Genomic DNA, 17,666 nt, shown 5'->3' with positions numbered 1-17,666 from the left:
GGCGCCGTTGCCTACACATGACGACAAAAAGCCGTTCCAGCCTGCGCTGGAACGGCTTTTTTGTCGGCGCTTTGTGCGCTCGCATCCTGAAAGATCAAATCAGCACGAGATTGTCGCGGTGAATCAGCTCGGGCTCCAGCATATAGCCCAGCACCGACTCGATTTCGCCGCTCGGACGACGCTGGATCAGCTTGGTTTCCGCGCTGCTGTAGTTCGTCAAACCACGTGCGACTTCACGGCCCGACGCGCTCAGACACGCGATCACCTCGCCGCGCGCGAAAGCGCCCTGCACGCCGACGATGCCGATCGGCAGCAGGCTCTTGCCGTCGGCGGTCAATTTTTCGACCGCGCCGTCATCGATCACGACGTGGCCGCGCACCTGCAGGTGATCGGCCATCCATTGCTTGCGCGCCGCCATGCGCGCGGTGCGCGCGATCAGCTGCGTGCCGATCGCCTCGCCGGCCGCCAGTCTCAGCAGCACGTCCGCTTCGCGCCCACTCGCGATCACCGTATTGGCGCCGCTATGGGCTGCGCGCTTCGCGGCAAGAATTTTGGTCAGCATGCCGCCGCGGCCGAGGCTTGAGCCCGCGCCGCCCGCCATCGCCTCGAGATCGGGCGCGCCGGCGTCGGCTTGCTGGACGAGCGTCGCGTTCGGGTTCTTGCGCGGATCGGCGGTGAAGAGGCCTTGCTGGTCCGTCAGAATGATCAGCGCGTCGCCCTCGATCAGATTGGCGACCAACGCGCCGAGCGTGTCGTTGTCGCCGAACTTGATTTCGTCGGTGACGACCGTGTCGTTCTCGTTGATGATCGGTACAACACCGAGCCGCAGCAGCGTGAGCAGCGTGGAGCGCGCATTCAGATAGCGCTCGCGGTCGGCGAGGTCGGCGTGAGTGAGCAGGATCTGCGCAGTCTGGATGGTATGCTCGGCAAAGCGGCTTTCGTACACTTGCGCGAGGCCCATCTGGCCGACCGCCGCGGCCGCCTGCAATTCATCGATTTCACGCGGCCGCTTGGTCCAGCCGAGCCGCTGCATGCCCTCGGCGATCGCGCCCGAACTGACCAGCACGACTTCCTTGCCCTGCGCGCGCAGTGCGGCAATTTGCGCGGCCCAGCGGCCAATGGCCGCATGATCGAGGCCGCGCCCGTCGTTCGTGACGAGGCTCGAACCGACTTTGACGACCAATCGCCGTGAATCTGCGATGACGGAACGCATTGTGCGCTGTCTCCCAAGATGACGCATGATGCATGCCGACACCCGCCGCAGGCGCCGGCGCTCGAGTTGTTATTCCTGCGGATCGGTGCCGGCTTCGCGGGTCGCGGCCGGTACTTGCGTCCCCTCTCGGAAACGCACGTCGGAGGCGAGGTCTTCGGCTTCGGCCGCGCGTTGCGCGTCCGAGTGCTCGGCGAGGTAGTCGAACACGGCATAGCAAAGATTTTCACAGCCCTGGCCAGTCAGCGCCGAGATCTCGAACACCGGACCGTCCCAGCCGAAACCTTCGAGAAAAGCCGCCACGCGCGCTTCGCGATCGTCCTCAGGCACCATGTCAAGCTTGTTCAGCACAAGCCAGCGCGGCTTCTGATAGAGCTCTTCGTCGTACTTGCGCAGTTCGTTGACGATCGCCTTCGCTTCCGCGACCGGATCGATCGATTCATCGAACGGTGCGATGTCGACGATATGCAGCAGCAGCCCGGTACGTTGCAGGTGACGCAAGAATTGATGGCCGAGGCCGGCGCCTTCCGCCGCGCCTTCGATCAGCCCCGGAATGTCCGCAATCACAAAGCTGCGGCTCGGCCCGACGCGCACGACGCCGAGGTTCGGCGCGAGTGTGGTGAACGGGTAATCGGCAATTTTAGGCTTCGCGTTCGACACCGACGAGATGAACGTCGACTTGCCTGCATTGGGCATGCCGAGCAGACCGACGTCGGCCAACACTTTCAGTTCGAGGCGGACCATGCGGCGCTCGCCCGGCTTGCCGTCGGTCTTTTGACGCGGCGCGCGGTTCGTGCTGGACTTGAAATGGAGGTTGCCGAGACCGCCGGCGCCGCCTTGCGCGATTTGCACGCTCTGGTTGTGCTCGGTCAGATCGGCGATTAGCTCGCCGGTTTCCATGTCCGTGATGGTCGTGCCAACCGGCATGCGCAGCGTGATGTCGTCGCCGCCCTTGCCATAGCAATCTGAACCACGGCCGTTTTCGCCGTTGCGCGCCAGATGTTTTTTCGCGTAGCGGTAGTCGATCAGCGTGTTGATGTTGCGGTCAGCAACCGCGATCACGCTGCCGCCCCGGCCGCCATCACCGCCATCGGGACCGCCGAACGGGACGAACTTCTCGCGGCGCATCGACGCGCTGCCATCCCCTCCGTCGCCGGCGATGACTTCAATCCTCGCTTCGTCAATGAACTTCATGCGTTACTCCGTCCCGTGGTGTACTGCCCGATTCGATGCAGGGGCGTTACTGATTGGATACTTGCTATTTTGCCGCGCGCGCCGCGCGTTGATCAATCGACCGAACGGCATAGTCGCCGGCGATGAACTGCCGGCTGCGCGGCTTCGGCGCCACACGAAAGAGACGCCGCAATAAAAAAGGCCCCGCGAACTTCGCGGGGCCTTTTCCGGTCCTGAAGCCCGTGCCTGATTAAACTCAGGCTGCCGGGACGACGGAAACGGTGTGCTTCTTCGCCGCGCCCTTCGTCGAGAACTGGACGTGGCCGTCCTTCAGCGCGAACAGGGTGTGATCCTTGCCCATGCCGACGTTCTCGCCAGCGTGCATACGCGTACCACGCTGACGCACGATGATGCCACCAGCGTTGATAGCCTGGCCGCCGTAAACCTTAACGCCGAGGCGCTTCGATTCGGAGTCGCGGCCGTTCCGGGACGATCCGCCTGCCTTTTTGTGTGCCATTTGATGTGCTCCTTAACCGGTGCGCTTACGCGTTGATCGCGTCGATGCGCAGTTCGGTATAGTTCTGGCGGTGGCCGCCATGCTTCTGGTAGTGCTTCCGGCGACGCATCTTGAAGATCGTCACTTTGGCGTGACGCCCTTGCGACACGACGGTAGCCTTGACGGAAGCCCCACTGACCAGCGGCGTACCGAACTTAATCGATTCGCCTTCGCCCACTGCGAGAACCTGGTCGAGCGTGATTTCAGCGTCAATGTCTGCCGGTATCTGTTCTACTTTAAGTTTTTCGCCGACGGCAACCTTGTACTGCTTGCCACCGGTTTTTATGACCGCGTACATTGAAAACCTCACTCTGTATTCATTTTTCCCACGCACCGCGCGCGGAAACTCTCAATTATACATAGAGTTAGCTGCTCGGTCAAAACCTGCTTACCAAACCGCCTACCGTTCGGGCTCACCCTCTCTCTCGCAGGCGCTCGCAGAGACTAAACCAGCGACGCGCGGCGGCCCGCAGACGCCCTTGGCGAGCGGCCCTCCCGCCATGCGGAAAGCATCAGCACCGCAGCCGACGACCCGGAAGCGCCCCGATCGCCTTATAATTCGCGGCACTACCCAATTCAGCCATCATGTCGTCGACTGCCACCACCTCCCCCAACGTCGCCAGCCTGCTTGCTCCGATCGCCGAAGACATGCAGCAGGTCAATCGCGTCATCCGGCAACGTCTTGCGTCGGACGTGATGCTGATCAACCAGATTTCCGAGTACATCATCAGCGCCGGCGGCAAGCGGCTGCGGCCCGCGCTGCTGTTGCTGGTGGCGGGCGCGCTGGGCGACACGACGGGACACCGGCACGAGCTTGCCGCGGTCGTCGAATTCATTCACACGGCCACGCTACTGCATGACGACGTGGTCGACGAGTCCGACCTGCGGCGCGGCCGCCAGACCGCCAACGCGCTGTTCGGCAACGCCGCGAGCGTGCTGGTCGGTGATTTCCTGTATTCGCGCTCGTTCCAGATGATGGTCGGCGTGGGCAAGATGCGCGTGATGGAAATTCTGTCGGAGGCGACCAACATCATCTCCGAAGGCGAAGTGCTGCAGTTGTTGAACATGCACGATGCCGACGTCGACGAAGCCCGCTACATGCAGGTGATCCGCTACAAAACCGCAAAGTTGTTCGAGGCGGCCGCCCAACTCGGCGCGGTGCTCGCCGGCGCGGACGCGAAAACCGAAGCCGCCGCCGCCGAATATGGCCGCCGCATCGGCACCGCGTTCCAGATCATGGACGACTGGCTCGACTACACGGGCACGGCCGAGTCGATGGGCAAGAATGCCGGCGACGATCTGCGCGAAGGCAAACCGACGCTGCCGCTCATCTATCTGATCGAACGCGGCACGCCCGAGCAATCGGCGCTCGCGCGTGAAGCCATCGAGCAAGGTGGCACCGACCGTTTCGATACGATTTTCGACGCGATCACGCGATCGGGCGCGCTCGACCACACGCTCGAGTGCGCAAAACAGGAAGCGCAAGCAGCCGCGGCAGCAATATCTTCATTTCCCCATTCCATTTTCAAAGAGAGCCTGCTAGAATTATGTTCTTACTCGACGGCAAGACAGTCTTGAACGAGACTGAAACGCCGAATTAGTCCGAGTCGAGTCAGCAGTACCAAATCGGGGTGTAGCTTAGCCTGGTAGAGCGCTACGTTCGGGACGTAGAGGCCGGAGGTTCGAATCCTCTCACCCCGACCAGATTTCCCCTTGTTAGCTCAAGGTTCAAAAACCGCCGCAGCATTGCTCGGCGGTTTTTTGTTTTGCGCGGTACCTTTTTGCCGCTGTCGTGCTGCCTTTCGCCGCATTCTTTTCCTCCGGCAAGGTAGGCACAGCGCGCACGTCGCGACGTTGTCGTTCGAGCGGCGCCAGCCGCCGTTCACGGCGGAGCGCATGGCCCCCTCTGCTATATTCTCTCCATCCTTTCCCTTATTTTTCACGACGCGTGGAACAACTTCCCTTATGGGCGCAGATCGGCGCCGTCCTTCTGCTGCTTGTCTGCTCCGCCTTCTTTTCCATTTCCGAGACAGCGATGATGGCGCTGAACCGTCATCGGCTCAAACATCTCGCCAGCAAAAACACCCTCGGCGCGAAAACTACCCAGGGACTGCTAGCGAAAACCGATCAGTTGCTGAGCGTGATCCTGATCGGCAACAACCTGTTCAACACGATCATTCCGGTACTGACTACATCGCTCGCGTTGCATACATTCGGCCGCAATAGCCTCGTGCTGTCGATCGCGACCGGTATCGTCGCCTTCCTAATCATCGTGTTCGCAGAAATCACGCCGAAGATCGTCGGCGCAACCTTTCCCGAGAAAATCGCGCTGCCCGCGAGCCTGCTGATCGCGCCATTGATGCGCATCGGGAAACCGGTGATCTGGTTCGTCAATCTGTTCGCCACCGGCATCCTGCGCGTGCTGCACATTAATACAAAGGGCGCGCGCGATCAGCGACTGTCCACCGAAGAACTGCGCACCATCGTGCTCGAGTCGGGCAGCTTCATGCCGACCAAACACCGCAGCATCCTGCTGAATCTGTTCGACCTCGAAAACATCTCGGTCGATGACGTGATGATCCCGCGTCGCCGCATCGAAGCGCTCGACTTCGATGCACCGTTCGAACAGATCCTGCATCAACTGGAGACCTGCTATCACAACAAGCTGATCGTCTACCAGGGCGACATCGACCGAGTGCTCGGTGTGCTGCACGTGCGCAAGACCCTGTCAGCGCTGCACAACCAGGAGCTCGAACGCGATACCTTGCGCGAGCTGCTCGCCGAGCCGTACTTCGTGCCAAGCGGCACGCCGGTGTTCCAGCAGTTGCAATACTTCCAGGAGAGCCGGCACCGCATCGCGCTCGTCGTCAACGAATACGGCGAACTGCAAGGCCTCGTCACGCCGGAAGACATCATCGAGGAGCTGATCGGTGAATTCACCACGTCAATTCCGCGTGGCGCCAGTTCGCGCGGCGGCTGGAACGAAGCGGGCGAATGCATCGTCGCGGGCAGCATGCCGTTGCGCGAGCTGAACCGCTGGCTGCAACTCGCGCTGCCCACCGATGGCCCCAAAACGCTCAACGGCCTGATTCTCGAAATTCTCGAAGACATTCCCGACGGCGACGTCTGCGTGCGCATCGGCGACACCAAGCTCGAAGTGATGCGCAGCGACGATCAGGCAATCCGCACCGTCAAGCTGTTCAAACCGCCGTCGCGCACCAAGGCCGGAAAAGCAAGGTCAGGCTGAAACCAGGGCCGTCGCTCGCTAATTCATGGTCAGCATTGCACAGGCTCACGACGCGCGCCATTAGCCGAATGGCCGAATGGCATTCGGACGCCCGCATCCGGAAGATGAAGCCGTCATGTTCTACAGGCGGCTCATTACCGGTCTCTCATGCAAACACCCTTTGCCACCGCTGCGGCATTGCCGCGCCCACTCGCTGCCGACGGCGAATCCAGCGCAACCAATCTAAACGATCCGGACAACGCCCCGGCCGTGCGTCTGTTGACCGACACGTTGCACGAAGCGACGCGGCGCAATGCGTCCGATATCCACATCGAGCCGGCCGAGCACGGCTGGCGTGTGCGGCTGCGCATCGACGGCGTACTGCATGAAATCCCGCGGCCGCCCGCGCATCTACGCGATGCCTTCGTCACGCGGGTGAAGGTGCTCGCGCGCATGGACATCGCCGAGCGACGCGTGCCGCAAGACGGCCGGCTACGCCTCGCGACGTCGCCCGGGCGACTCGAGGATTACCGCGTTAATTCACTGCCGACGCTGTTCGGCGAAAAGCTCGTGCTACGACGGCTCGACGCGCTGCCCGCTGATCTTTCGCTCGATTCGCTCGGCCTCGATCCGCGGCAGCGCGAAGCCGTGGACGCCGCGATCCGCGCGCCGCACGGTCTGATGCTCGTCACCGGACCAACGGGCAGTGGCAAGACGCTGTCGCTGTACTGCTTCCTGAATCTGCTGAACGGCGAGGCACGCAACCTCTGCTCAGTGGAAGATCCGGCCGAGATCCAGCTGGCCGGTATCAACCAGGTCAGCGTGCGCGAAAAAGCCGGGCTAACGTTCGCGGTCGCACTGCGCGCGTTCCTGCGTCAGGACCCGGACGTGATCATGGTCGGCGAAATCCGCGACAACGAAACCGCCGACGTCGCCGTGAAGGCCGCGCAAACCGGCCACCTCGTGCTGTCCACGCTGCATACGAACGACGCGCCCGCGGCCATCGCGCGGCTCATCGATATCGGTGTCGAGCCGTACAACCTTGCAGCCGCGCTGCGGATGGTGACCGCGCAGCGGCTGGTGCGGCGACTATGCGTCGCGTGCCGCGCACCCGCGCCGCATTCGGCGACGGCGCTCCACGCCGCTGGCTTCGGCGAACAGGAGCTCGACGGCTGGCAACCGTATGCGGCGACCGGCTGTGCGGCTTGCCATGGCATCGGCTATAGGGGGCGCGTCGGCATCCATCAGGTGATGCCCGTTTCCGACGCGATGCGCGAGCTGATCGTCGCAAGCGCGGGTGCGCACGAGCTGGCCCGCCTCGCGCAGACCGAACAGGTCGCGACATTACGCGACGCGGCGCTAGCGCGCGTACGCGACGGCACCACCAGTCTCGCCGAAGCGCTCGCCGCCACGGAGGTCGCATGAGTACCGCCGCGCAGTCACCGACACGGCCCGTCTCAGCCGACCTGCGCTTCAGATGGCGCGGCGTCGACGCGGACGGCAAGCGCCATAGCGGCACGCTGATCGCGCCCGACGCGAGTGCCGCGCGCACGCTGCTCAAACGCGACAGCCTCTTTATCGTCGAAGTCGCAACGCAAGGCCCGGCGCCACGCCCGAAGACCAGCGCGGCCGATGTCACGCTGTTCACGCGGCAACTTTCCAGTCTCCTGCGTGCCGGCTTGCCGCTCGCGCCCGCGCTCGAACTGCTCGCACAGACGCCGGCGTCGGGGCAGCGGCAAGGCATGCCGCGCATCGTCGGCACGGTCGCGCGCGACATCACCGCCGGCCTGCGGTTTTCGGCGGCCTTGCAGCGGCACCCGGCGCAGTTCAATGCGCTGTATTGCCAACTCGTCGAAGTGGGCGAAGCGGCGGGCGCGCTCGTCACCGTGCTCGCCCGCCTCGCCGACGATCGCGAACGCGCCGCCGCACAGCGTGCAAAGGTGCGCGCGGCTCTCACCTATCCAGTCGCGATCCTGCTGCTCGCGATCGCGATTACCGCCGCGTTGCTGGTGTGGGTCGTGCCGACGTTCAAGCAGATCTTCGATGGCTTCGGCGCCAAGCTGCCCGCGCCGACGCAGTTCGTGCTGGCGCTCTCGGCGGGTGCCGCGCGCTGGAGTGTGCCGCTGTTCGTGCTGATACTCGCAATGAGCTCGGCCATCACATTCGTGCTGCGTCGATCGATAAGCGCGCGCATCCGCTTCGCTCGCCTGTCGCTCAACCTGCCAGTGGCCGGCCCGCTGCTGCGCACGCTGTGCGCAGCGCGATGGAGTCGCGCGCTCGGCACCCTGCTGTCCGCCGGCACACCGCTCGCCGACGCGTTCGATTCGCTCACGCAGGCAACCGGCAATGCCTTCTTCGATCGCGCGACCGCGAGCATCGCCATCAGACTGCGGCGCGGCGAAAGGCTCGCCGCGGCGATGCGCGCGGCCCGCTGCTTTCCTGCCGAGGTCGTGCAGCCCGTTGCGGTCGCCGAGGAATCCGGCGCGCTCGACAGCATGCTGCTCGATGTCGCGTCACTTGCGGATCGCCAGGTCGACGACAGGATCGGCACGCTATCGAGCCTGTGCGAACCGCTCATGATCGTCGTGCTCGGCACGCTGGTCGGCGGCCTCGTAATCGCGATGTATCTTCCCATTATTCAACTCGGCAACGTGGTGTAGCATCGCAGCCGAATCCAATTCATACAGGCTCCTCCACCGCTCGTGCCACAAACTTCCTCCAGCCTGCTCGCGGGCTTACTGCCAGGCCGCTTTGCAGGCGATATCGGCCTCGCGCTCGCGAGTCTGCCCGCCGGGGTGCAGATCGCGTTCGCGATCGTGCTCGGCCTCGTGATTGGCAGCTTCCTGAACGTGGTCGTGCATCGGCTGCCGATCATGCTCGAGCGTGCGTGGCGCGCCGAAATCAGCGAGGCCACCGACGCGCCGCAGCCCAGCGACGGACTGCCCGAGCGCTACAACCTGTGGGTGCCGCGTAGCGCGTGCCCGCATTGCGGCCACGTGCTGAGTGCGTGGGAAAACTTGCCGGTGCTGAGCTACCTGCTATTACGCGGCCGCTGTTCCGCATGCGGCACGCACATCAGCGCACGCTATCCGCTGCTCGAAACCGCGAGCGCAGCTTTCGCCGCGGGCGCACTGATGGCCTTCGGCCCGACGCTGATGGCACTTGCCGCGTTCGGCCTGTGCGCGACGTTGCTTGCGATGAGCGCGATCGATATCGACACGCATCTGCTGCCCGATTCCTTGACCTTGCCGCTGTTGTGGGCCGGCCTGATCGTCAATTTCAACGGCATGTTCACGAACCTGCATGATGCGGTGCTCGGGGCTATCTTCGGATATCTGGTGTTATGGGCCGTGCATTGGGCGTTCAGGCTCGTGCGCGGTATCGAAGGCATGGGCTATGGCGACTTCAAACTGCTCGCGGCGCTCGGCGCGTGGCTCGGCTGGCCAGCGCTGCCGCAAATCGTGCTGGTCGCCGCGGTGGCCGGTGCCGTGATCGGCCTCGCGGCGACGTGGCGGGGCCGTATGCGCTTCGAGGAGCCGCTGCCGTTCGGGCCATTTCTTGCGGCGGGCGGTGCGCTCACGCTATTTGCCGGCACGCCGCTTTACCTTGCTTTGGGAGGCTGAAGCATGTTCGTTGTGGGACTCACCGGCGGCATCGGTAGCGGCAAGTCGACGGTTGCCAATCTGTTCGCCGCGCGCGGCGTGCCGCTCGTCGATACCGACGTGATCGCGCATCGCATCACCGCGCCGCATGGCCTGGCGATGCCGCACATCGCCGCCGAATTCGGCACCGAGTTCGTCGCCGCCGACGGCTCGCTCGATCGCGCGCGCATGCGCACGCTCGTGTTCAGCGACGACACCGCGCGCAAACGTCTCGAAGCCATCACGCATCCGCTGATTCGCGCGGAAACCGAGCGCGAAGAGCGCGAAGCGAAAGGACCCTATGTGATCGTCGTGGTGCCGTTGCTGGTCGAGTCCGGGACCTGGAAGAACCGTGTGAATCGCGTGCTCACCGTCGATTGCAGCATCGACACGCAAGTCGCGCGGGTGATGAGCCGCAACGGCTTCAGCCGTGAGCAGGTGCTCGCGATCATCGCGCGCCAGGCCACGCGCGAAGCGCGGCTCGCCGCCGCCGACGACGTGATCGTCAATGACAACGCGCCGCCCCTGAAGCTCGAAGCGCAGGTGGACGCTCACCATCAAGCGTATCTGTCGCTCGCGAAGGGTGAGGCCGCGTCATAGCGCGCGGAGGCCCCAGGTCGGCCTCGCTGCAAGCATCAAGCGCACGATGCCCTGTGAAGGCAGATACGCATCTTCGGCACGCGTCGTCACCGACACAATTGAACTTTGCGCGCATGCGAGAGCCGAAGCGCTCATAACACCGGGAACTGACAAAAAAGTTGCGAAAGCACGCGGAAAGCGTGCGTGATTGCCTGGGTAGTCCCACGGCATTAGAATGTTTTGCATTCCTGTCACCGACCACGCCCGAGGCGAGCCCGCTTGATCCTTTACGAGTACCCCTTCAATGAGCGAATTCGGACGCTGTTGCGACTCGAAGATCTGTTCGAGCGCTTCACGTTCTTTCTGACTCAGGAAGACGCGCGGGAACATCACGTCGCACTGACAACGCTGTTCGAAATCTCCGAAGTAGCTGGCCGCGCGGATCTGAAGTCGGATCTGATGAAAGAACTCGAACGCCAGCGGCAAACGCTCGCGCCGTTTCGCGGCAATCCGGGCATCGAGCAGAACGCGCTCGAAGCGGTACTCGGCGAAATCGAGCAGACCCTTGCGGGGCTCACGCAGATGCAAGGCAAAACCGGCCAGCATCTTGCAGACAACGAATGGCTTGCAAGCATTCGCAGCCGCGCGATCATCCCCGGTGGCACCTGCAAATTCGACCTGCCCTCGTATTACGCGTGGCAACAGTTGCATCCCGATCAGCGTCGCCAGGACATCGCCAAGTGGGTCACGCCGCTTTTGCCGCTGCGCGACGCGGCCACCATCGTACTGCGGCTCGCGCGCGAGTCGGGCCAGGCGTCGAAGGTGATGGCGATGCAAGGCAGCTATCAGCAAATGCTGTCGGGCCGCTCGTATCAATTGATGCAGGTTCGTGTCGCGCCCGAATTGCGCGTGATTCCCGAAGCGAGCGCCAACAAGTACATGCTGTGGGTGCGCTTCACGGTGCAGGACGGCGATCTGCGGCCGCGCGCGGTCGACGTCGACGTGCCGTTCCAGCTCACGCTCTGCAGCCTGTAACCGCCTGACAATCGCCGCGCACACCGGATTTGACCGAACGCGCCTTTGAAGCGGCGCGAAATAGCCCTATATTCGTTACTTGTTCCGTTTGCGATTGACCGTCCGACCGTATGCCTACCGTCGTCAAATGTCCTACTTGCGGTAAAGATGTCCGCTGGACCTCCGAGAGCCGCTTCCGTCCTTTCTGCTCCGAGCGCTGCAAGCAGATCGATCTCGGCGCATGGGCCGCCGAAAAATACCGGATTGGCGGCAACGAACAGGAAGGGTCTTCGTCCGAAGAGGAAACGCCGCGCGGCGACTACAACCCGCACTGAGCGAGCCAGTAAAAGCCACGCGAACCGCGACGCTGCCGAGACAGCGCCCGCTATCGCGTGGCTTTTTCAGTCGCTCTGTTTCAACCAATCACCTGTTCTCGGCCGCGAGCCACTCCAGCACCGGGATTGTGGCCGGCAGCAATGGCGAGACGTCCGCAGGCAAGCTCTGCCACACGAAGGCCTGGCCTTCACGCCCGTGCGGCTCGCCCGACCATTGCGTCACCTTGCAGAAGAAGAGGCGCACATAGGCGTGCGGATAATCGTGTTCGAGCGTATGCCACAGATGGCTCGCCTCGACCTCGATTCCCAGCTCCTCGTGCAGCTCGCGCGCAAGCGCGGCCTCGATCGATTCGCCCGCTTCCAGCTTGCCCCCCGGAAACTCCCAGTAGCCCTCGTACGGCTTGCCCGCCGGACGCTGCGCGAGCAGATAGCGGCCATCCGGCTGCACCAGCACGCCGACCGCGACTTCGGTGACGGGACGGCCGGCGCCGTTGGTGCCGGCACTATTGCCCACGTTTTTGCTAGCGTCACTCATGCCGGCGTCTTACGGCCGGACCAGTCGCGCGCAAACTGCCACGCGACCCGCCCCGAGCGCGAACCGCGTTCGAGCGCCCACACGAGCGCATCGCCGCGCGCCGATTCGATCTCGCCGTCGTCGCAACCGAAATGACGCAGCCAGTGCGCGATGATCGTCAGATAGTCGTCCTGCTTGAACGGATAGAAGCTGACCCACAGCCCGAAACGCTCCGACAGCGAAATCTTCTCTTCGACCAGTTCACCCGGATGAATCTCGCCGTCCGACGTGTGCTTGTAAGTCTCGTTGTCGCTCATGTACTCGGGCAGCAGATGGCGGCGGTTCGACGTCGCGTAGATCACCACGTTGTCGGACTGCGCGGCGACCGAGCCGTCGAGCGCGACCTTCAGCGCCTTGTAGCCCGACTCGCCTTCTTCGAACGACAGGTCGTCGCAGAACACGATGAAGCGCTCCGGGCGCTTCGCGATCAGATCGACGATGTCGCCGAGGTCGTGCAGATCGTCCTTGTCCACTTCGATCAGACGCAGGCCGTCTTTCGCGTACGCGTTCAGACACGCCTTGATCAGCGACGACTTGCCGGTGCCCCGCGCGCCCGTCAGCAGCACGTTGTTGGCCGGCTGGCTGCGCACGAACTGGCGCGTGTTCTGTTCGATCAGCCCTTTCTGGCGATCGATGTTCTGCAGGTCGTCGAGCGTGATCGATGAAATGGCGGGCACCGGCTGCAGGTAGCCGCGCCCCTGGCGCTTGCGCCAGCGAAAAGCGACCGCGGCCGACCAGTCGATGTCCGGCGCGGCGGGCGGAAGCATCGCTTCCAGGCGGCCGAGCACGGCTTCGGCCCGGGTCAGAAACTGTTCGAGTTTGTCCATGGTAAGTGGGCGGCCAGCGGCCGCGCTTTGAACCTGATTACGAGCGGTAGTCGGCGTTGATGCTCACGTAGTCGTGCGACAGGTCGCAGGTCCAGATCGTGGCTTGCGCATTGCCGCGACCGAGCACGACGCGAATCCCGATCTCGCTCTTTTTCATCACGCGCTGGCCGTCTTCTTCGCGGTAGGCCGGGTTGCGGCCGCCGGCAGTCGCGACCAGCACGTCGTCTAGATACAGATCGATCTTGCCGACGTCGAGATCATCCACGCCGGCATAGCCGATGGCCGCGAGAATGCGGCCGAGGTTGGGGTCCGATGCGTAGAAGGCCGTCTTGACGAGCGGCGAGTGGCCGATCGCGTAGGCGATCTGGCGGCATTCGCCGACGCTCGAGCCGCCCTCGACATGCACGGTCATGAACTTGGTCGCGCCTTCACCATCGCGCACGATCAGCTGCGCGAGGCTCTGCGCGACCTCGGTCACCGCGTCGCGCAGCGCTGCATAAGCGGGCGAATCGGTGGACGTGATCGCGGGCAGGCTCGATTTGCCCGATGCGATCAGGATGAACGAATCGTTGGTCGACGTATCGCCATCGATCGTAATGCAGTTGAACGAGCGGTCCGCGACGTGCTTCACGAGCTCGTCGAGCACGGGCTGCGCGACGGCCGCGTCGAACGCGAGGAAGCCGAGCATGGTCGCCATATTCGGCTTGATCATGCCGGCGCCCTTGCTGATGCCGGTCAGTGTGACCGTGTGGCCGTCGATCGTGACCTGGCGCGAGCTCGCCTTCGGCAGCGTGTCGGTCGTCATGATCGACTGGGCCGCGTCGTACCAGTTCGCTTCCTTGCGGTTCGCGAGCGCGGCCGGCAAACCGGCCTTCAGACGATCGACCGGCAGCGGTTCGAGAATCACGCCCGTCGAGAACGGCAGCACCTGCTCGGGCGCGATGTCGGCGAGACGCGCGAGTTCCGCGCAGGTTTCGCGCGTCGCCGCGAGGCCCTGCTCACCGGTGCCCGCGTTCGCGTTGCCGGTGTTGATCACCAGCGCGCGAATCGGCTTGCCGCCCGCGCGCACGCGCTGCAGGTTCTCCCGGCAGACCGTGACGGGCGCCGCGCAGAAGCGGTTCTGCGTGAACACGCCGCCGACCGTCGCGCCTTCGTCGACGGAAATGACGAGCACGTCCTTGCGGTTCGGCTTGCGGATATGCGCTTCCGCCCAGCCTAGCGTGACGCCGGCGACGGGGTGGAGTTGAGCGGGATCGATCGAGGGAAAGTTGACAGCCATGGTCGCGACCTGTCGAAGAAAATGCCGGCGGACGCCGGCATCGGGGAAACGGAACTGATGACCCGGGCGTGTTGCCGGGTCACCCGCGAAATCAAAATGGCCAAGCGGCACTCAAAAACGACGCGGCGCGCCCTGAAGCGCGCCGCGTCGGCAATTATGCGATCTTGCCGTGGCACTGCTTGTACTTCTTGCCGCTACCGCACGGGCACGGGTCGTTGCGGCCGACCTTCGGCACGTTATCGGTATGCATATGCACGGCCGCCTGCGGCGCTGCGCCGTGGCCATGGCTCATCGCGTCGCCGATCATCGCGGCGGTGGCCGCTTCGGCTGCAACCGGCGCGGCGGCGCCGGCTTCCGCGAACTCCGCATGACGGAACTCGACATTCTCCAGATGACCGCCCTGCTCTTCCATTTGCTCCGCGGCCGCTTCGAGCTGCTCCGGCGACTGGATCTGCACGTTCATCACGATGCGCGTAACTTCGAGCTTCACCGCGTCGAGCATCGCGGCGAACAGTTCGAACGCCTCGCGCTTGTATTCCTGCTTCGGGTTCTTCTGCGCATAGCCGCGCAGATGGATGCCCTGACGCAGATGGTCGAGCGCGGCCAGATGCTCGCGCCAGGCGCGGTCGAGCGTCTGCAGCATGATCGAGCGCTCGAACGCGCTGAACGATTCGCGGCCCACCAGCTGGACCTTCGCCTCGTACCCCTCGTCCGCGGCGGCTTCAACCGCTTCGAGAATCTCGTCCGGGCTGATCGAGTTCGACTCGTTGATCATTTCCTGGATCGCGAGATCGAGCTGCCATTCGTTGCGCAGCACTTCTTCGAGCTCGGGCACGTCCCACTGTTCTTCGATGCTGCCCACCGGCACGAACTGATGCACGATGTCGCCGATCACGCCGTGACGCATCGCGGTGATGGTCTCGGTGATGTCGTTCGCTTCGAGCAATTCGTTGCGCTGCTGGTAGATCACCTTGCGCTGGTCGTTCGACACGTCGTCGTATTCGAGCAATTGCTTACGAATATCGAAGTTGCGCGCCTCGACCTTGCGTTGCGCCGATTCGATCGAACGCGAGACGATGCCTGCTTCGATCGCCTCGCCTTCCGGCATCTTCAGGCGGTCCATGATCGCGCGCACGCGGTCGCCCGCGAAAATGCGCAGCAGCGGATCTTCCAGCGACAGATAGAAGCGCGACGAACCCGGGTCACCCTGACGGCCAGCACGGCCGCGCAGTTGGTTGTCGATCCGGCGCGACTCATGACGCTCGGTGCCGATGATGTGTAGACCGCCCGCGGCCTTCACCTGATCGTGCAGCGTCTGCCATTCGTCATGCAGCTTCTGGATGCGGCGTTGCTTTTCGTCGTCGGAGAGCGTTTCGTCCTGCTCGATGAACGACGCCTGCTTCTCCGCGTTGCCGCCGAGCACGATGTCCGTGCCACGGCCGGCCATGTTGGTTGCGATCGTGATGCGTTGCGGCCGGCCCGCTTCGGCGACGATCGCCGCTTCGCGCGCGTGCTGCTTCGCGTTCAGCACTTCGTGCGGCAAGCCGGCCTGCTTCAGCAGATGCGACAGCAGCTCCGAGTTCTCGATCGACGTCGTGCCGACCAGCACCGGCTGCCCGCGCTCGTAGCACTCGCGGATGTCGCGGATCACCGCGTCGTAGCGTTCCTTCGCGGTCTTGTAGATCTGATCCTGCTTGTCGATCCGCTTGGGCGGACGGTTGGTCGGGATCACGACCGTTTCGAGACCGTAGATCTCGTTGAATTCGTACGCTTCGGTGTCGGCCGTGCCGGTCATGCCGGCCAGCTTCGCGTACATGCGGAAGTAGTTCTGGAACGTGATCGACGCGAGGGTCTGGTTCTCGCTCTGGATCTTCACGTGCTCCTTCGCCTCGACCGCCTGGTGCAGACCGTCCGACCAGCGGCGGCCGGCCATCAGACGGCCGGTGAATTCGTCGACGATGATCACTTCGCCGTTCTGCACGACGTAGTGCTGGTCCTTGAAGAACAGCGTGTGCGCGCGCAGCGCCGCGTACACGTGATGCATCAGCGTGATGTTCTGCGGCGCGTACAGGCTTTCGCCCTCGCCGATCAGGCCCCACTCGGAGAGCAGCCGCTCCGCCTTTTCGTGGCCAGACTCGGTCAGGAACACCTGACGGCCTTTTTCGTCCAGCGTGTAGTCGCCCGGCTTCTCGACGCCGGTGCCGTCCGCCTTCTCTTCGCCGATCTGGCGCTCGAGCAGCGGCGGCAGCGCGTTCATGCGCACGTAGAGTTCGGTGTGATCTTCGGCCTGGCCGGAGATGATCAGCGGCGTACGCGCTTCGTCGATCAGGATCGAGTCCACCTCGTCGACGACCGCGAAGTTCAGGCTACGCTGCACGCGCGCGTCGGTCTCGTAGACCATGTTGTCGCGCAGATAGTCGAAGCCGAATTCGTTGTTGGTGCCGTAGGTGATGTCGGCGGCGTACGCTTGCTGCTTCGCCGTGTGCTCCATCTGCGACAGGTTGATACCGACCGACAGACCGAGGAAGTTATAGAGACGCGCCATCCATTCGGCGTCGCGCTGCGCGAGGTAGTCGTTGACCGTGACCACGTGGACGCCGCGCCCCGACAGCGCGTTCAGGTAGACCGGCAGCGTCGCGACGAGCGTCTTGCCTTCGCCGGTGCGCATTTCGCTGATCTTGCCGTAGTGCAGCGCCATACCGCCGATCAGCTGCACGTCGAAGTGGCGCATCTTCAGCACCCGCTTGCTGGCCTCGCGGCAGACCGCGAACGCCTCCGGCAGGATCTTGTCGAGCGATTCGCCGCTCGCGACGCGCTGGCGGAACTCACCCGTTTTGGCGCGCAGTTGGTCATCCGTCAATTGCTCGATCTGCGGCTCGAGCGCATTGATCGCCGCGACGGTCTTTTGATATTGCTTGACAAGCCGCTGATTACGGCTGCCAAAAATCTTCTGTAGAAAACCGGTGGTCATCGGATCGGTGTCTGCGTCGCGGCTTCGGCTGGCTCGCGGTGTGCGCTACACGCATACCGCGCCTGGGTCGGAAAGTCCTCGGCGGCTTAGTCCAAGAGTGAATTCGAATCGGGCATTTTAGCACGCGCCTCCGGCTGCGCTCGTGTCGTAGCCGTGACGGCGCCGGCTCTGGCCGGCCCTGTCGGGCAACCTTCGGCGCGGCGCGGACCGGCATCGCAAGCTGCCCGCGCGGTACAATCGCGGCGTGAGCGCGCATGGGGCGAGCTCACGTGTCAATGCCA

16 protein-coding genes and 1 tRNA gene are annotated in these 17,666 nt (G+C 63.8%); 9 read left to right on the top strand and 8 right to left on the bottom strand.

The genetic code is table 11. The annotated features are described in order from the left end of the window. Positions 1-94: 94 nt before the first annotated feature. From proB to rplU, 4 genes are all read right to left on the bottom strand, one after another. A complete protein-coding gene (gene proB, locus G5S42_RS00205; protein ID WP_176104999.1) occupies positions 95-1,213 on the bottom strand; it encodes a glutamate 5-kinase in 1,119 nt (372 codons plus the stop codon). Positions 1,214-1,282: 69 nt separating this feature from the next. Continuing rightward, positions 1,283-2,404, bottom strand: a complete 1,122-nt coding sequence (gene cgtA, locus G5S42_RS00200) for an Obg family GTPase CgtA (protein WP_176104998.1) — start codon at positions 2,402-2,404, stop codon at positions 1,283-1,285. Positions 2,405-2,639: 235 nt separating this feature from the next. Beyond that, a complete protein-coding gene (rpmA, locus tag G5S42_RS00195) occupies positions 2,640-2,900 on the bottom strand; it encodes a 50S ribosomal protein L27 (RefSeq protein ID WP_008923994.1) in 261 nt (86 codons plus the stop codon). Positions 2,901-2,925: 25 nt separating this feature from the next. Beyond that, a complete protein-coding gene (gene rplU / locus G5S42_RS00190; RefSeq protein WP_007180329.1) occupies positions 2,926-3,237 on the bottom strand; it encodes a 50S ribosomal protein L21 in 312 nt (103 codons plus the stop codon). A gap of 287 nt (positions 3,238-3,524) precedes the next feature. Here rplU and G5S42_RS00185 point away from each other — a divergent pair, with 287 nt between their 5' ends. The 9 genes from G5S42_RS00185 (at position 3,525) to yacG (ending at position 11,734) form a co-directional block, all read left to right on the top strand. After that, positions 3,525-4,517 carry a polyprenyl synthetase family protein gene (locus G5S42_RS00185; RefSeq protein WP_026229109.1) on the top strand — a complete coding sequence of 331 codons (993 nt, stop codon included), beginning with the start codon at positions 3,525-3,527 and terminating at the stop codon, positions 4,515-4,517. A gap of 49 nt (positions 4,518-4,566) precedes the next feature. After that, positions 4,567-4,643: transfer RNA gene (locus tag G5S42_RS00180), tRNA-Pro, on the top strand. Positions 4,644-4,887: 244 nt separating this feature from the next. Next, positions 4,888-6,186 carry an HlyC/CorC family transporter gene (locus G5S42_RS00175; protein ID WP_176104997.1) on the top strand — a complete coding sequence of 433 codons (1,299 nt, stop codon included), beginning with the start codon at positions 4,888-4,890 and terminating at the stop codon, positions 6,184-6,186. Positions 6,187-6,333: 147 nt separating this feature from the next. Next, positions 6,334-7,590 (top strand): GspE/PulE family protein, encoded by a 1,257-nt coding sequence (locus G5S42_RS00170; RefSeq protein ID WP_176104996.1) that lies wholly within the window; start codon positions 6,334-6,336, stop codon positions 7,588-7,590. After that, a complete protein-coding gene (locus tag G5S42_RS00165; protein ID WP_176104995.1) occupies positions 7,587-8,825 on the top strand; it encodes a type II secretion system F family protein in 1,239 nt (412 codons plus the stop codon). Before G5S42_RS00170 ends, G5S42_RS00165 begins: the two co-directional genes overlap by 4 nt. Positions 8,826-8,846: 21 nt before the next feature. Next, positions 8,847-9,788 carry a prepilin peptidase gene (locus G5S42_RS00160; protein ID WP_176110246.1) on the top strand — a complete coding sequence of 314 codons (942 nt, stop codon included), beginning with the start codon at positions 8,847-8,849 and terminating at the stop codon, positions 9,786-9,788. Positions 9,789-9,791: 3 nt separating this feature from the next. Continuing rightward, on the top strand, positions 9,792-10,406 hold the full coding sequence (gene coaE / locus G5S42_RS00155) for a dephospho-CoA kinase (protein WP_176104994.1): 615 nt from the start codon (positions 9,792-9,794) through the stop codon (positions 10,404-10,406). Between the two features lie 258 nt (positions 10,407-10,664). Continuing rightward, a complete protein-coding gene (gene zapD / locus G5S42_RS00150; protein WP_008921182.1) occupies positions 10,665-11,420 on the top strand; it encodes a cell division protein ZapD in 756 nt (251 codons plus the stop codon). 110 nt (positions 11,421-11,530) lie between these two features. Further along, positions 11,531-11,734, top strand: a complete 204-nt coding sequence (gene yacG / locus G5S42_RS00145) for a DNA gyrase inhibitor YacG (protein ID WP_090801947.1) — start codon at positions 11,531-11,533, stop codon at positions 11,732-11,734. An 88-nt stretch (positions 11,735-11,822) separates the two neighbouring features. On the opposite strand, the gene G5S42_RS00140 is transcribed toward yacG, so the two are convergent. From G5S42_RS00140 to secA, 4 genes are all read right to left on the bottom strand, one after another. Continuing rightward, entirely contained in the window at positions 11,823-12,269 is a 447-nt protein-coding gene (locus G5S42_RS00140) for an NUDIX domain-containing protein (RefSeq protein WP_176104993.1), read from the bottom strand. After that, on the bottom strand, positions 12,266-13,135 hold the full coding sequence (locus G5S42_RS00135) for an ATP-binding protein (protein ID WP_176104992.1): 870 nt from the start codon (positions 13,133-13,135) through the stop codon (positions 12,266-12,268). Before G5S42_RS00135 ends, G5S42_RS00140 begins: the two co-directional genes overlap by 4 nt. Positions 13,136-13,172: 37 nt before the next feature. Further along, on the bottom strand, positions 13,173-14,414 hold the full coding sequence (gene argJ, locus G5S42_RS00130) for a bifunctional glutamate N-acetyltransferase/amino-acid acetyltransferase ArgJ (RefSeq protein ID WP_176104991.1): 1,242 nt from the start codon (positions 14,412-14,414) through the stop codon (positions 13,173-13,175). Between the two features lie 154 nt (positions 14,415-14,568). Beyond that, positions 14,569-17,385 carry a preprotein translocase subunit SecA gene (gene secA / locus G5S42_RS00125; RefSeq protein WP_176104990.1) on the bottom strand — a complete coding sequence of 939 codons (2,817 nt, stop codon included), beginning with the start codon at positions 17,383-17,385 and terminating at the stop codon, positions 14,569-14,571. Positions 17,386-17,666: the final 281 nt, after the last annotated feature.

Source organism: Paraburkholderia youngii (assembly GCF_013366925.1).
Taxonomy (GTDB): domain Bacteria; phylum Pseudomonadota; class Gammaproteobacteria; order Burkholderiales; family Burkholderiaceae; genus Paraburkholderia; species Paraburkholderia youngii.
This window is presented reverse-complemented; position numbering and strand designations above follow the sequence as displayed.